The 13562-nt window shown below is 64.5% G+C and carries 14 protein-coding genes; 5 read left to right on the forward strand and 9 right to left on the reverse strand.

Translation table 11 applies throughout. The features are described from left to right. Nucleotide 1: 1 nt before the first annotated feature. The 3 genes from ARTH_RS16280 to ARTH_RS16290 all read left to right on the forward strand — a co-directional run bounded on the left by ARTH_RS16280 (nt 2) and on the right by ARTH_RS16290 (nt 3410). Nucleotides 2–1867, forward strand: coding sequence for a DUF4012 domain-containing protein (locus ARTH_RS16280; protein ID WP_156810694.1), 1866 nt, complete (start codon nt 2–4; stop codon nt 1865–1867). Between the two features lie 172 nt (nt 1868–2039). Beyond that, nucleotides 2040–2642 (forward strand): LPXTG cell wall anchor domain-containing protein, encoded by a 603-nt coding sequence (locus tag ARTH_RS16285; protein ID WP_011693036.1) that lies wholly within the window; start codon nt 2040–2042, stop codon nt 2640–2642. A 345-nt stretch (nt 2643–2987) separates the two neighbouring features. Further along, a complete protein-coding gene (locus tag ARTH_RS16290) occupies nt 2988–3410 on the forward strand; it encodes a VanZ family protein (RefSeq protein WP_156810695.1) in 423 nt (140 codons plus the stop codon). Between the two features lie 6 nt (nt 3411–3416). On the opposite strand, the gene galU is transcribed toward ARTH_RS16290, so the two are convergent. Continuing rightward, nucleotides 3417–4310: a UTP--glucose-1-phosphate uridylyltransferase GalU gene (galU, locus tag ARTH_RS16295; protein WP_043429985.1), complete on the reverse strand. Its 894-nt coding sequence runs from the start codon at nt 4308–4310 to the stop codon at nt 3417–3419. Nucleotides 4311–4452: 142 nt separating this feature from the next. Here galU and ARTH_RS23225 point away from each other — a divergent pair, with 142 nt between their 5' ends. Next, nucleotides 4453–5460 (forward strand): hypothetical protein, encoded by a 1008-nt coding sequence (locus ARTH_RS23225; RefSeq protein ID WP_011693039.1) that lies wholly within the window; start codon nt 4453–4455, stop codon nt 5458–5460. 15 nt (nt 5461–5475) lie between these two features. Here the strand turns inward: ARTH_RS23225 and ARTH_RS16305 are convergent, their stop codons facing one another. The 6 genes from ARTH_RS16305 to paaA are packed head-to-tail and all read right to left on the reverse strand — an operon-like array spanning nt 5476 to nt 10349. Continuing rightward, on the reverse strand, nt 5476–6258 hold the full coding sequence (locus tag ARTH_RS16305; protein WP_011693040.1) for an enoyl-CoA hydratase/isomerase family protein: 783 nt from the start codon (nt 6256–6258) through the stop codon (nt 5476–5478). Between the two features lie 41 nt (nt 6259–6299). Beyond that, nucleotides 6300–7526: a 1,2-phenylacetyl-CoA epoxidase subunit PaaE gene (gene paaE / locus ARTH_RS16310; RefSeq protein WP_011693041.1), complete on the reverse strand. Its 1227-nt coding sequence runs from the start codon at nt 7524–7526 to the stop codon at nt 6300–6302. A gap of 15 nt (nt 7527–7541) precedes the next feature. Continuing rightward, nucleotides 7542–8102, reverse strand: coding sequence for a 1,2-phenylacetyl-CoA epoxidase subunit PaaD (gene paaD, locus ARTH_RS16315; protein ID WP_052309806.1), 561 nt, complete (start codon nt 8100–8102; stop codon nt 7542–7544). 11 nt (nt 8103–8113) lie between these two features. Then, on the reverse strand, nt 8114–9046 hold the full coding sequence (gene paaC / locus ARTH_RS16320) for a 1,2-phenylacetyl-CoA epoxidase subunit PaaC (protein ID WP_011693043.1): 933 nt from the start codon (nt 9044–9046) through the stop codon (nt 8114–8116). Then, on the reverse strand, nt 9043–9345 hold the full coding sequence (gene paaB / locus ARTH_RS16325; protein ID WP_011693044.1) for a 1,2-phenylacetyl-CoA epoxidase subunit PaaB: 303 nt from the start codon (nt 9343–9345) through the stop codon (nt 9043–9045). The genes paaC and paaB overlap by 4 nt, the downstream gene beginning before the upstream one ends. Continuing rightward, complete coding sequence (gene paaA, locus ARTH_RS16330) at nt 9342–10349, reverse strand: 1,2-phenylacetyl-CoA epoxidase subunit PaaA (protein ID WP_011693045.1); 1008 nt, start codon at nt 10347–10349, stop codon at nt 9342–9344. Before paaA ends, paaB begins: the two co-directional genes overlap by 4 nt. A gap of 179 nt (nt 10350–10528) precedes the next feature. Between paaA and ARTH_RS16335 the strand changes: the two genes are divergently transcribed. After that, the gene (locus tag ARTH_RS16335) at nt 10529–10936 is read left to right on the forward strand and encodes a VOC family protein (protein WP_011693046.1); all 408 of its coding nucleotides are present in this window, start codon (nt 10529–10531) and stop codon (nt 10934–10936) included. On the opposite strand, the gene ARTH_RS16340 is transcribed toward ARTH_RS16335, so the two are convergent. Beyond that, a complete protein-coding gene (locus ARTH_RS16340; protein WP_232223535.1) occupies nt 10905–11876 on the reverse strand; it encodes a nucleotidyltransferase family protein in 972 nt (323 codons plus the stop codon). The two genes, ARTH_RS16335 and ARTH_RS16340, sit on opposite strands and share 32 nt — an antisense overlap. An 8-nt stretch (nt 11877–11884) precedes the next feature. Continuing rightward, entirely contained in the window at nt 11885–13474 is a 1590-nt protein-coding gene (locus ARTH_RS16345) for a polysaccharide biosynthesis tyrosine autokinase (RefSeq protein WP_011693048.1), read from the reverse strand. Between the last annotated feature and the right edge of the window lie 88 nt (nt 13475–13562).

Here is a 13562-nt window from a genome sequence, read left to right on the forward strand (position 1 = left end):
CATGAATGAAGACCAAAACCCGGCCGAAAGGGGCCCTGGTCGCCCTAACGGTCTGGCGAGAAGCAAGCGGCGCCGTCGCCTCCTTATTTCGGCGGTGGTTCTTACATCGATTGGGCTCCTGCTGCTGGCTGCTGGCGCATGGTTGAGTACAAGAGCGAACATCGTCAAGAACGACCTTGAGGCAGCGGCTCAGCTAATACCTGTCCTAAAGGCGGATATGGCTGACAACAAGCCCGAACAGGCGGCTGCTAGAGTTGAGCAGCTCCGTGCCCATACAAAAGCGGCACGCGAAGCCGTCGAAGACCCAATCTGGACATTAGCGTCCGTGGCACCCGGTGTTGGCCCGAACTTCAGTGCAATCGCTGAAGTTGCTCGCTCAGCTGACGACGTATCAACATTGGGCGTCGCCCCACTGGTCAGGGTGTTTGATTCGCTCAACTGGGACAGCCTTGTTCCGAGCAGCGCAGGGACCGACTTGAGCGGCCTCCAAAGGGCATCGCCCAGTATCGTGTCAGCGGCTCATGCTGTTCGCGTATCGGCGGATCGGCTCGAGCGAATCGATGCCGGCAATCTCTTGCCCCAGGTCGCTGAACCACTAGCGCAAGCTCGCGAGCAGCTCGAGGCAGTGACCGGAGCGCTGGACGCTTCGGCCGATGCCTCACAGATTGCCCCCGACATGCTGGGGGCACAAGGCCCTCGGAACTACTTGCTGATGATCCAGAACAACGCTGAAGTCCGCGCTTCTGGCGGCATTCCGGGAGCTCTTGCCGTGCTGACCCTCGACCAAGGAAAACTGTCGCTGGGTGCTCAAAGCAGCGCTGCAGAACTTGGCATAATGCAACCGCCTCTGCCTGTTGACGCCGAACAGCAACAGATCTACTCGGGGCGCCTCGGCAAGTACATGCAAGACATCAACCTGACTCCTGATTTCCCCACTTCGGCCAACACGGCACAGGCGATGTGGGAGAGAAAAACAGGACAACGAGTGGACGGCGTAATCTCAATGGACCCCGTCGCCCTAGGCTACATCCTGGACGCAATGGGCCCTGTGAAAATTAGCAACCCCGAATCACTAGCATTAACGGACGGGCTCCCGACAGAGCTGACCGGCAAGAATGTTGTGCCAACCCTACTCTCTGACGTCTATGCCAAGATCGAACAGCCTGAGCTTCAAGACGCCTACTTTGCCGGTGTTGCCCAAGAAATCTTCGCTGCTCTCTCCAGTGGAAAGGGCGATGCCAAGGCCCTTGTCGACGGCATGACGCGCGGAACGGCAGAGGGGCGAGTAGTCGTATGGTCCGGTAAGACCGATGAACAGGACATCATCGCGAAGTATCCACTCAGCGGCTCAATCGCGGGCTCCAGCGTCTCTCCCGCCCAATTCGGCGTCTATTTCAATGACGGCACTGGCGCCAAGATGGACTACTACGTGAAGCGCACCGTGCAACTCGTCGAAGGATGCACGGGTGATGAGTACGGGCAAGTAAAAGTCCGGATCACAAGTACCAACACCGCCCCCGCGGACGCCGCGAGCTCCCTGCCCGCTTACGTGACCGGAGCCGGAGTCTTCGGTATCCCCCCGGGTACAGTCCAGACAAACGTCATAGCTTATGGTCCTGTCCAAGCCAACGTTGAAACGGCAGTGGTTGACGGCAAGAAGACGGATTTTGCCGCATACAGACACAGCAACAGGCCCGTTGGATCCGTGACGGTCTCCTTGGCCCCCGGACAAAGCAGCACCGTAGAACTCACATTTGGGAAGATCGTCCAGCACGCCGAACCTAACTTGGTTGTCACACCCACAGTCCAGGCCGTCAAAGACGTCATACTTGGCACCAAGTCAGCAGAATGCGTTCCGGGGAAGTAGACATCGCGTTAACAGTATGTAAAGCGACTTGATTCACTTTGGTAACACCCGTCACGGGATGTTACCGTTTACTCGGGCACATCAAATGAGATTTCAACCTACGGTCACTCGGGGGATCGGAAATCTCCACCACATCACGTGACACATCGTAATTACGGTCTCAGGGGGACTCATGAAGAAATCACTTGCAGCAATCGCACTTGCAGGTTCCATCGCACTTATCGGCGCAGCTCCTTCCATGGCTGCAACCTACCCGGCACCGCCGGCCAACGCCGCAGTTTCTGACGGCACCGTTGGCCCCGGCGAGCAGTTCGTCTTCCGCGGCAACGGCTTCCTGGCCGGCGAAGGCCTGTCCATCACCGTGACCCCGGGAAGCGCTCCGGCAGCAACCGGCTCCAGCGTCTCTAACGGTAGCCGCACGGTACCCACCAAGATCACCCTGCCGCTGGCACCGCAGACCTTCTCCACAACGGCTGACGCCAACGGCGCTTTCGCCTTCCCGCTGACCATCAGCGAAACGGGCACTTACACGCTGACCGCAACGGGCCTCACCTCCGGCAAGACCGCAACCGCCGTCGTTACCGTTGCTGGTACGGGCACCGGTCTGGCAAACACCGGCGGTGCCCCGCTGGCTAACACCGGCGCCGGCCTGGCCAACACCGGTGCAGACGCAAGCCTGGTTCTCTGGTCCCTGGTAGGCGCCGGCGCACTGGCCGCAGGCGCAACCTCGGTAGTTGTGGTTCGCCGCCGCGCCAAGGCTGAGGCCGCAGCGTAAGGCTAAGCCAACAAGCACCAAAGAGGGTGGGTGGTTCTCCGGGAAACCGGAGAACCACCCACCCTCTGCTTTTAAGGTTTCGACAAGCTCAACTACCGACGCGGCACTTACTCAACCACCGCAATGTGGTATTCATAAGAGTTATGGGGAGACATTGGCGCAGACCACGCTGGCAGTTCGACTTCGCGGTGCCGCTTCCTCCTCCACAGGCACTCCCCTACATCCTCTTGGGGCTCCTAGCCATCGCTGCGCTGGGAGTGGCAGCCCTGGCACTCCTCCGGACAACCTGAGGCCCGTTTGAGGCGCCTGGACCAGCCGCGGCTATGGCGGGGAGTCCTTCTCGCAATGCTGGTACCGCTGGCGACGGTCGCCTTCTGGCCCAGCCCCGTAGACAAACCCGTGCAGGGCGAACTCGCGGGCGTCCTCATCCTTATCCATGCCCTCGGAATTCCGCGATGGGTCAATTACTCCTTTATAGAGGCCGCAGCAAACATAGTGCTGTTCGTACCAGTGGGCGTCGTTGCTTCACAAGCCTTCCCGAGCAAGCACATTTGGCAGCTTGGCTCCTTTGGGCTGGCGGTCTCCGGCTGCATGGAACTGGGGCAACAGCTATTTCTTCACGACAGGTTCGCAAGCCCGCTGGACCTTGTCACTAATACCGCAGGCTGTGTCATAGGTGTCTTGGCAGCCCGGATTGGTATCCGTGAGCTTAAACGCCAACAGGCTCACCGCCAACTGACGATGAGCCTGCCGAAAAACACTCTGTGAACCGGCTTAGTCGTTCACGAATTCCTTCATCCAGGCCTTGAGGTCCTCGCCGAAGTCGACGCGCTCCGAGGCGATGGAAATAACCGCCTTGATGTAGCTGAGCTTGTCTCCGGTGTCGTAGCGGCGCCCGCGGAACACCACGCCATAAACGCCCCCGCCTTCGCCGTCAGACGTTGCCAGGGTCTGCAGGGCGTCCGTCAGCTGGATCTCACCGCCGCGGCCCGGCTCGGTTTCTTCCAGCACATCAAACACGGCCGGGTGCAGCACGTAACGGCCGATGACTGCCAGGTTGGAGGGGGCTTCGTCTACAGAGGGCTTTTCCACCAGGCGGTTCACCTGAAAATAGTTCTCGCCGTCCACGGGCGTGATGTCCGCGCAGCCGTAGGCGCTGATCTGGGACGGGTCCACTTCGATCAGTGCGATGACGGAGCCTCCGGTCTTGGCCTGCACGTCGATCATGGTGCTCAGCAGCTCATCCCGTTCGTCGATGAGGTCGTCACCAAGCAGGACGGCGAACGGCTCGTCCCCCACGTGCTGGCGCGCGCACAGCACCGCGTGGCCCAGACCCTTGGGATCTCCCTGGCGCAGGTAGTGCAGCGGAGCGAGGCTGGAGGCGTGCTGGACAGCCTCCAGCCGGTCCAGGTCGCCCTTAAGCTCCAAGGTCCGCTCCAGGGCAGGTGCCCGGTCAAAGTGGTCCTCCAGGGCCCGCTTCTGGCGTCCGGTGATCATCAGGAGGTCCGTCAGCCCTGCCTTGACGGCTTCCTCCACCACGTACTGGATTGCGGGCTGGTCAACAACCGGCAACATTTCCTTCGGCATCGCCTTGGTGGCGGGCAGGAAGCGAGTTCCCAAACCGGCAGCAGGAATGACGGCTTTTCTTACTGATTTCCCCAAAGTCATAGCTGAACCATACAAATCGTTTGAGGAAACTGGCAATTCACGGCCAAGATTACGCGGCTCATGGGGAGGCCTGCCCATCGCAGGGGTCCTTCCTTTTGGGACATACTTCTGGTTGCAGCTTTCACAAATATTGGGGGACATCTTGAATAACGACCAGCAGCCCGGCGAACCGCAACAGCCGGAACACAACGCATGGCAGCAGCCCGGCCAGCAGAACCAGCAGGGGCAACCGGGCTACCCCAACCACCAGGGCCAGCCCGGCTACCAGGGTCAGCCCGAGCAGCCGGCATATGGCCAGCCGCCCTATCCCCCGCGCGCGGACCAGTACAACGTCAACCAGCCGCCCTACGGCGAGCCCGGGCAGGGCCAGTACAGCCAGCCTCCATACGGCCAGCCGGGACCCGCACAGTTCGGCCAGGCCCCGCCCAAGGGCGGTTTCCCCGTCTGGGGCTGGGTGGCAAGCGGCATCGGTGCAGTGGCAGTCCTGGCAGTGGCCGGCGTGATGGTGCTCGGCGGCCTCGATTCAAACAAACAACAAGAAGCCGCTCCTGGCCCCACAGAGACATCCGGCAGTTCGGAGTCGGCCGGGGCAACCGACGGCGCATCTGGCGAGTCCTCGGCCGCAGCCTCGGGCGAAGAGGACCTCTACATCTTCCAGGACGCCGACTTCACCTCGGCACCTGTCTGGTCCACCAAAATGCCGGAAGGCTGGACCATGTCAGAGGTCAAAGGCGGGACCATCCAGTACCGCAGCAAAGAGAGCCCCTGCAACTTCACCACGCACCAGGCCATCCTGCCGCCCCGTGATGAAACCACCGACGAAGCAGCCACCAAAGCCTCGATGCAGCTCGAAATCGACGGCATCAAGTCAACGGTGGGAAAGCCGGTCACGGTCGTGACCGACGCGGACTCGCTCTACACCAAGCTGCGGAACGCCGATGGCCGCGTCATCGAACTGCAGGAAGCCGAGCTTCGGTTCAAGAACAAGAGCGACGTGGACGTGGTGTACCGCATCGCCGTGCGCTCCATGCCGGCCGGCGACGGCCTGATGGAACTCATCCTTGCGTGCCCGGCAGACCTGCCCACGGAATCAGAGCTCTGGACGGAACTGACAGACAGCGTCACCATGGTTGACGATCCCGCGGCCTGATTTCGGCGGGCTCAATCACCGGTTCCTGAAGACCGGGTTCCGCTTCTCCTGGAACGCCTTGAAACCTTCTGAATAGTCCTCCGACTTGCACAGCCGGGCCTGCTCCGCGTTTTCCTCTTCCATGGCCTCCCAGAGGCCAAGGCGCTGGTCGCGGATGTGGGCCACCAGGTCCTTGCTGGCGTTGAAAGCACCCGTGGCGCCCGTGGCAACCTTCGCCACGACGCCGCGGGTGTTTTCCAGCAGCTCGCCCTTGGGCATCGCCCGGCTGAACATCCCCTGCGCCACGGCCTCGGCGCCGGTCATCAGCTCGGCCGTGTAGATCAGGTCCAGCGTCCGGTGCATGCCCAGCCGCTCCGTGAAGTACCAGTGGCCGCCGGAATCCAGCGTGGCGCCCAGCTTGGCGAACGGCGAGCCGAACTTGGCGTCCTCCGCCACATACACCACGTCCGTGGCCAGCAGCAGGCCCAGCCCCACGCCCAGGCAGGCGCCCTGCGCCGCCGCGAACGTAGGCGCCGGGAACTCGGTCATCTTCTTCAGCAGCGGCTGCAGCAGGCCGCCCAGATACCCCTGCACGTCGTCGGTTTCCGGCGTCACGCCGGCAATGTCCCGGCCCGCGCAGAAGGCGCGTCCCTCTCCCCTGAGCAGCAGCGCCCGCACCTCACCGCGGGAGGCGGCGTCAGCGGCGTCGTCGTACGCCTGTGTTAAATCCTTCAGCGCCTGCTCGTCCAGTGAGTTCAGCTTGTGCGGTGCGTTCAGCACAACCTCGGCGATGCCGCCGGCGATGGAGAGGGAGATCATGGGGCTCCTGTTCGTGGCCGTGACAGCCGGGTTGAAAAGGCTTAGACGTCGAAGTCGACGGTGACTTCCGGGGTGGTGGGGTGGGACTGGCAGGTGAGCACGTAGCCCTTGTCCAGCTCATCCTGCTCCAGGGCGTAGTTCTCGTCCATGGTGACGGCACCCGTGACCACCTTGGCGCGGCAGGTGCCGCACACTCCCCCGGCGCACGCGAACGGCACATCCGGACGCACACGCAGGGCGGCGTTGAGCAGGGATTCGCGGGCATGGGTGGGGCTCTCCACCTTGCCCTCGAGGCCGTCCAGCTTGAACGTGATCTTGTAGGTGTCCTTGGACTCGTCCGCGATCACCGGACGCCCGATGTTGCCTTCGGGGCGGTCCGGCTTCCCGGAGGTAAAGAGCTCAAAGCGCACATGCTCGGGCTGCACGCCGCGGGCTGCCAGGGTGTCCCGGCACAGCTGCACCAGCTCGAACGGCCCGCACAGGAACCACTCGTCCACATCGTCCGCGTGGATGGCGGTGCCCAGCAGCGCCTGGAGCTTCTCGGCGTCGATCCTTCCGCTCAGCAGCGGCGCAATGCGCTGCTCTCGGGAGAGCACATGGTGCAGGGCCAGGCGGGACGGGTACTTGTCCTTCAGGTCCGCCAGCTCCTCCAGGAACATCACGTCCATGGCGGCCTTGTTGGCGTAAATCAGGTCGAAGCGGGTCTCCGGGTTGGCCGCCAGCAGCGTGCGGGCAATCGCGATCACCGGGGTGATGCCGGAACCGGCGGCGATGGCCACGAAGCTGCCGGGCTCCCCCACCAAATCCTCCGGATGGTTCATGGAGTTCATGACATTCTGCTCCACAGCCTTGCCGTCGCGGCCGTGCTTCGAGACGAACGCGCCCATGGGGCTCATCACGTCCAGCTGGTCGCCGGGCTTCAGCTCGGCGTTGGCCCACGTGGAGAAGAGCCCGCCCAGGTCCTTCTTGATGGCCACGCGGATCTCGCTGCTGCCGTCCGCGAAGCTGCGCGGCTCGGCGCAGATGGAGTAGCTGCGGCGCACCTCGTGCGGCTGGCCGTTCTCATCCGGCATGGTGGTCCGCAGGGCCACGTACTGCCCGGGCAGGTAGTCGTACTGGCCGGCAAGCTCCGCCGGGACCCCGAACGTCACCTCGATGGCATCGTCCGTGAGCCGGCGGACTTCCGCCACCGTCAGCGTGTGGAAGGACGCACGACGGCGGCCGGTGGCCGTTGCCTGTTCGGCGGCAGTCTGGCGGACAACAGTCATGGGAGCACCTGTTCCTTACAAAACTTTGAAGTAGTCGAACGGTTCCTTGCAGTCCTGGCAGACGTACAGCGCCTTGCAGGAGGTGGAACCGAAGCGGGTGAGTTCCTTGGTGTTCAGGCTGGAGCATTGGGGACACTTCACAGCCATTTGCAGGCGGATCGGGCCTGCGTGGCGGGCCGCGTCCGAGCGGCCGGTGGGCGGCGCAATGCCGTATTCCTTGAGCTTGGCCTTGCCGGACTCGGTCATCCAGTCCGTGGTCCACGCCGGGGAGAGCACCAGCTCCACGTGCACGTTGGGGTAGCCCTCCTTCGCGAACGCCGCGCTCAGGTCATCACGGATGGCGTCCATGGCCGGGCAGCCCGAGTACGTGGGCGTAATGGTGACCTGCACGGCGGGCACCATGCCGCCGTCGTCGAACAGCCTGACGTCCCTCAATATGCCCAGGTCCGCGATAGTGAGAACAGGAATTTCGGGATCGCACACCGTGGCGGCGAGGTCCCAGGCCTTCTGCTCCGCGGACCTGGTGTCCGCAGTGTTCGCGGTGTCGTTGTCCGCGGTGGGGTGGCTGACATACATGTCCGGCATGGCTACCAGCTCGCTCCGGGGTGCTGGCGGGCCAGTACCTGCATCTCTGCCAGCATGTATCCCAGGTGCTCGGAGTGCTTGCCCTGGCGTCCGCCGCCGAGGGCGGCCGGAACCCGCGGAAACTCGAGTTCCGCCTCGGCCAGGACCTCGCCGGTGAGCCGGTCAAAGTCCGCGCGCAGGCTGGAAGGTTCGACGGCGGCACCCGCCGCCGCGAGGCGGGCGGTGAGGTCGTCGTCGCGGAACAGTTCGTCCACGTAGGGCCAAATGACCTTGAAGCCGTGGATCATCCTGCGGCGCGATTCGTCCGTGCCGAGGGCCAGGCGCAGCACCCACTGGGCGCTGTGGTCACGGTGGTAATCCACTTCCTTGACGGCCTTGGCGGCGATGCCGGCCAGGGTGGCGTCCGTGGACTTGGTCAGCCGGCTGTAGAGCTCGAACTGGTAGTAGCTCACCACGAACTGCCGGGCAATGGTGACGGCGAAGTCCCCGTTGGGCTGCTCGAAAAGTTCGATGGAGCGGAATTCGTCCTCGGAGCGGAAGTAGGCAAGATCGTCCTCGCTCTTGCCGTTGAGGCCGCCGGCGTAGCTGAGGAAGGAGCGGGCATGGCCCAGCTGGTCCAGGGCGATGTTGCCCAGGGCGATGTCCTCCTCCAGCTCCGGTGCCCGGGAGATCCAGTGGCCCAGGCGCTGGGCCAGGATCAGGGCGTCGTCGCCCAGGCGCAGTGCGAACTCGGCCACGTCCTCGGAGGGCTTGGCGGTGCCGCGGCTGACGGCGAGCGCGATATCCTCCGGGCGGAGGGCGTTGCCCGGCGTGATGCGGGTGGCGCTGGCGGTGGCGTCACCGCTGGTGCCGGCAGTGGCGACGCCCACGGAGATGTCCCCGTGGCCGCCGTCGTGCGTTGTTTCTTCGGTGGTGGTTTCGGGTGAGGTGCTCACAGGTGCTTCACGCCCTCGCTCTTGGTGTAGTACGTCGCGTGCCGGTAGTCCTTGCCCTGGGGCGATTCGAAGAAGGCGCCCTTGGCGTCCGGATCGCTGGACGCGATGGCCTCCGCGGGGACAACCCAGATGGACACACCCTCGTTGCGGCGGGTGTACAGGTCGCGGGCGTTGCGCAGCGCCATCGCTGCGTCCGGCGCGTGCAGGGATCCGGCGTGCACGTGGGACAGGCCGCGGCTGGAGCGGACAAAGACTTCCCAGATGGGCCAGACGTTGCCGGCGGGGGTTTCGGGGCTCATGCTGCGGATTCCTTCTCTGCTTGCTTGCGGGCGTACGCTGCGGCCGCTTCGCGCACCCAGGTACCGTTCTCGTGTGCTTCGCGGCGCCGTTCCAGGCGCTGGGCGTTGCAGGGGCCGCGGCCCTTCAGGACTTCGTGGAACTCGTCCCAGTCCAGCGGGCCGTGCTCCCATTTCTTGGTTTCTTCGTTGAAACGGATGTCCTTGTCGGGGAGGGTGAGCTCCAGGACCTTGACCTGCTCCATCATCATGCCGACGAAGCGGTTGCGGAGCTCATCGTTGCTGAAGCGCTTGATGTTCCAGGCCATGGACTGCTTGGAGTTGGGTGAATCGTCATCCGGCGGGCCGAACATCATCAGGGCCGGGGCGTACCAGCGGTTCACGGCTTCCTGGGCCATCTGCTTCTGCTCCGGGGTGCCGTGCGAGAGTTCCAGCAGGATCTCGAAGCCCTGGCGCTGGTGGAAGGACTCTTCCTTGCAGACGCGGACCATGGCCCGGCCGTAGGGGCCGAAGGACGCGCGGCACAGCGGGACCTGGTTGGCAATGGCGGCGCCGTCCACCATCCAGCCGATGGCGCCCATGTCCGCCCAGGTGCGTGCCGGGTAGTTGAAGATGGAGGAGTACTTGGCCTTGCCGTCCATCAGGTCCTGCATCATCTGGTCGCGTGGCTGGCCCAGGGTCTCGGCGGCCGAGTACAGGTACAGGCCGTGGCCTGCCTCGTCCTGCACCTTGGCCATCAGGATGGCCTTGCGCTTCAGGCTGGGTGCACGGGAAATCCAGTTGGCTTCCGGCTGCATGCCGATGATCTCCGAGTGCGCGTGCTGCGAGATCTGGCGGATGAGGGTCTTGCGGTAGGCAGCGGGCATCCAGTCGCGGGGTTCGATGCGCGAATCCTCCGCCATAACGCGGTCAAAGTACGCCTGACCTTCTGCCTCGTGCCGGGCTGCTGCCTCAAGCTGTTCAGGTGTCAGATCAGCGGGCACTGACTGCAGGGTCTGCGATGCCATGGTTGCTCCTATGCATATCCGATAAATAATTACCGACCGTTCGTTCAGGATATGCGGAAGCCGTGAGATGCGTCAAGCACATGCGGCGTTTGGTGGGGTAGTTTCGGGGCGTGAACGGAACCGGCGACGGAGCGCGCGCGTCTCACCGGCCACGAAATCCGCGTGTGTAGGCTGTGGGCATGACGGCACCGCAGATCTATGTCAGTTTCCCCGGCACGGCCCGCGAAGCACTCACCTTTTACCGTGACGTCTTCGGTGGAGAGCTATCGCTATTCACCAAGGAGGACTTCGGTAGCAGCGACGGCCCGCCGGACCACATCGCCCACGGAGTCCTCAGCGGCACTGTGGCCCTGGCCGGATCGGATGCGCCAGCCGGTGGGAAGACGGTCCGGTTCGAAGGCCTCATGCTCTCGTTGCTGGGGACCGCCTCACCCGAGACCCTCCACGAGTGGTTCGACAAGCTCGCGGGCGGCGGCCAGGTGGTGGATCCCCTTGCCCCCAAGCCGTGGGGTGCATCCGATGGCCAAGTGATCGACCGGCACGGACTTCACTGGCTTATCGGCTACGAACCCGGCGGAGCTGACTGAGGTCTTTGACCATCTTTGGTGCCGACCGCAGGAACCTGGCCCACCGGGCACGGTGCTGCCGGAGGCGGCCCCGGAGCGACATGTCCGCGTAGATGTTGCCGGTCAGGAACACTTCCGTAGGCGGAAAGACCGCACGGAACAGCATCTTTGGTTTTTCGCGCAGCGGGGCCTGGGCAATCGCAATGATCCGGGCGCTGCCCGGCTCCTTGGACAGCAGGCGGTTGCGCCATTCCGTGGACGGTTGGGGCCACGCTATTGCCGCTTCCTTCTGCGGCAGGCGTTCCTCGAGGAAGGGGCGCATTGCTGCCAGGGAGCCGGTGGCGTCGGAGATCTCCAGGATGGCGGCCGCGAGTGATTCCCGTTCCGTGAGCTCCGCCAGGTAATCGAGTTCCTGCCGGCACGCCGGCAGGTGGGGCGAGCGAAGGGCATGCAGGGCAAGGATGAGGATGCCCAGCGCCTTTGACGGGACCCGCACCTCCTGCCCTGCAAGTTCAAGGGCCTCCGTGTGCGCCCACATCGCCTCGAAGCAGTCCCCGGGGGAAGCTTCCATGCCGGGGAACCGGAAGTGGACGTCGATGCAGCAGGGCCATTCGGGATGATCGATGGTGACGGAGTGCTTCGGAAAAGTCCTGCTGTCCGGGTCCACCGGGCGGTCCCGCCAGCCCCGCGCCCGGAGGCCTGCGAGCAGCGGTTCCAGGTCCGCCGGGGGCACAAAGACATCCACGTCCACGGAGATCTTGGGCAGGCGCAGGCCCTGGACCACGCTGGCCGGGCCCTTGATGAAGAAGGCCCTGATTCCCAGGCTGTCCGCCACCCGCTGCACGAGGGCATGGCCCAGGAGCACGGCTTCGGGAACGCTCAGCTGCGTTTCGTCGGCGGGGTCCTCCGTTACGTCGGCCCGGTTCCCCATGGTCCGGTTCTGCATGGCGGGGGTCTGCATGGCGGGGCCTAGGCCCGTGCGCGGCGGCCGGCCGCGGCGGGTTCCAGGACGTCGTCGTGTTCGGTGTCCCACTGCGGTTCGTGCGCCACGGCGTCGGGATGGGCGAGCTCCGGGAGGTCCTGCGTTTCAGGAGCCGAGGTGTACGTCCCGTAGTAGGAGTAGGCGTCCGTGCCCTTGGTGGGCACGTAGTTCAGGACGGCGCCCAGGATGCGGCCCTTCACCTTTTCCAGGTTGCCCAGGGACTGGCCCAGTTGCTCCTGGGTGGTCCGGCCCGTCCGGATCACCACGATGGCGCCGTCCGCCACGCGGGAGAGTACCGCAGCATCCGTGACCGGCAGCAGCGGCGGGGCGTCGATCAGCACGATTGCGTTCTCTGCCAGGGCGTTGAGCATGTTCTTCATGGCCTTGGAGCCCAGCAGTTCGCTGGGGTTCGGCGGAATGCGGCCGGAACCGAGGACCGAGAGGTTCGGCAGGGCACCCCAGGGCTGGAGGACATCCTCCAGTTCAGCGGTGCCGGTGAGCACGTCGGTAACCCCGACTCCCGGAACCAGGTTGAAAACGTCCACCAGCGTGGGGCGGCGGAGGTCGCCGTCGACCACTACGACGTTCTCGCCGGCGGCCGCCATGGTGACCGCCAGGTTGGCGGTGACGGTGGACTTTCCTTCGGCCTGCATGGAGCTGGTGACCACGATGATCCGCGGCGGCTGGTCCACGTCCAGGAAGCTGAGGTTGGTGCGCAGTTCGCGGAGGGCCTCGGCCATCGCCCCGCCGGCGTCGTGCAGCTGGGCTGCGGCTCCAGCGTCCAGGATGGTGCTTTTCTCGTCCAGGCGGTGGTCCACGGGGAGGGTGCCGATCACCGGGACGTCGAAGAGCCGTTCGATTTCGGTGGCGTTGCGGATGCGCCGGTCCAGGTGCCGGCGGACCAGGGCATAGGCCACGCCGAGGGCCAGACCGATGAGTGCACCGAGCGCCAGGGTGAGCTTGACGTTCGGGGACACCGGGCTGGTGGGAAGGACCGCTTTGCCCAGCGGGAGGATCCTGACGGCGGAGGCCGTCGCCGCTGGTGCGGTGGCAGCGTCCGGCGAGGTGCCGGCGTCGGGCGTTGCTGTTCCGGGTGTGGCTGTTTCGATCGCTTCCACCTGGGCGGCGAGGCCGTTGACCCAGGCATCGGCCACGCGCTGGGCGGTTGCCGGATCGGGCGACTGGGCCGTCACCCGGATCTCGGCGGTATCCAGCGGAACCTTGACGCTGATGGTGCCGAGTAGCGCGTCTGCGGTTGTTTTAAGTTCCAGGGAGGCGATGACCCGGTCAGCCACGAGGCGGGACTTGGCCACGGACTCGTAGTTCTTGACCTTTGCCTTGGCCAGGCTGTCCCCGGCCAGTGAAAGGCTCACGTTGTCCGAGCCCGGTGTGACCACAATGCCGCTGGAATCGGACGAGTAGATCTTGGGCTGAAGGACGGTCCAGCCGAACGCCGTCAATGTGGCCAGCAGGGTGAAGGCGACGATGGCCTTCCAGTACACCCGCACCACCCGAAGGTAGTCTGCCAGGTCCAGGCCGGCAGGTGCTTCTGCGCCGGCCGCAATGTTGACGCTCATGGTGGATCCTTCCAAGTTTGTATGTTTCTCTGCCCGGTCTTCGTTGCCGGGTTACTGCGTCGAGTGGTCCCCCACGGAGTGGTCTCCC

The sequence above is a fragment of the Arthrobacter sp. FB24 genome (assembly GCF_000196235.1).
In the GTDB taxonomy this organism is placed as follows: Bacteria; Actinomycetota; Actinomycetes; order Actinomycetales; family Micrococcaceae; genus Arthrobacter.

What these genes read in the sequence shown, in the direction of transcription:
- ARTH_RS16290 (WP_156810695.1), top strand. Translation starts at nt 2,988, where the DNA reads ATGCTGGTACCGCTGGCGACGGTCGCCTTCTGGCCCAGCCCCGTAGAC.
- ARTH_RS16335 (WP_011693046.1), top strand. Translation starts at nt 10,529, where the DNA reads ATGACGGCACCGCAGATCTATGTCAGTTTCCCCGGCACGGCCCGCGAA.
- paaB (WP_011693044.1), bottom strand. Translation starts at nt 9,345, where the DNA reads ATGAGCCCCGAAACCCCCGCCGGCAACGTCTGGCCCATCTGGGAAGTC.
- paaE (WP_011693041.1), bottom strand. Translation starts at nt 7,526, where the DNA reads ATGACTGTTGTCCGCCAGACTGCCGCCGAACAGGCAACGGCCACCGGC.
- ARTH_RS16305 (WP_011693040.1), bottom strand. Translation starts at nt 6,258, where the DNA reads ATGATCTCCCTCTCCATCGCCGGCGGCATCGCCGAGGTTGTGCTGAAC.
- ARTH_RS16345 (WP_011693048.1), bottom strand. Translation starts at nt 13,474, where the DNA reads ATGAGCGTCAACATTGCGGCCGGCGCAGAAGCACCTGCCGGCCTGGAC.
- ARTH_RS16340 (WP_232223535.1), bottom strand. Translation starts at nt 11,876, where the DNA reads ATGCAGACCCCCGCCATGCAGAACCGGACCATGGGGAACCGGGCCGAC.
- ARTH_RS16280 (WP_156810694.1), top strand. Translation starts at nt 2, where the DNA reads ATGAATGAAGACCAAAACCCGGCCGAAAGGGGCCCTGGTCGCCCTAAC.
- galU (WP_043429985.1), bottom strand. Translation starts at nt 4,310, where the DNA reads ATGACTTTGGGGAAATCAGTAAGAAAAGCCGTCATTCCTGCTGCCGGT.
- paaD (WP_052309806.1), bottom strand. Translation starts at nt 8,102, where the DNA reads ATGTATGTCAGCCACCCCACCGCGGACAACGACACCGCGAACACTGCG.
- ARTH_RS16285 (WP_011693036.1), top strand. Translation starts at nt 2,040, where the DNA reads ATGAAGAAATCACTTGCAGCAATCGCACTTGCAGGTTCCATCGCACTT.
- paaA (WP_011693045.1), bottom strand. Translation starts at nt 10,349, where the DNA reads ATGGCATCGCAGACCCTGCAGTCAGTGCCCGCTGATCTGACACCTGAA.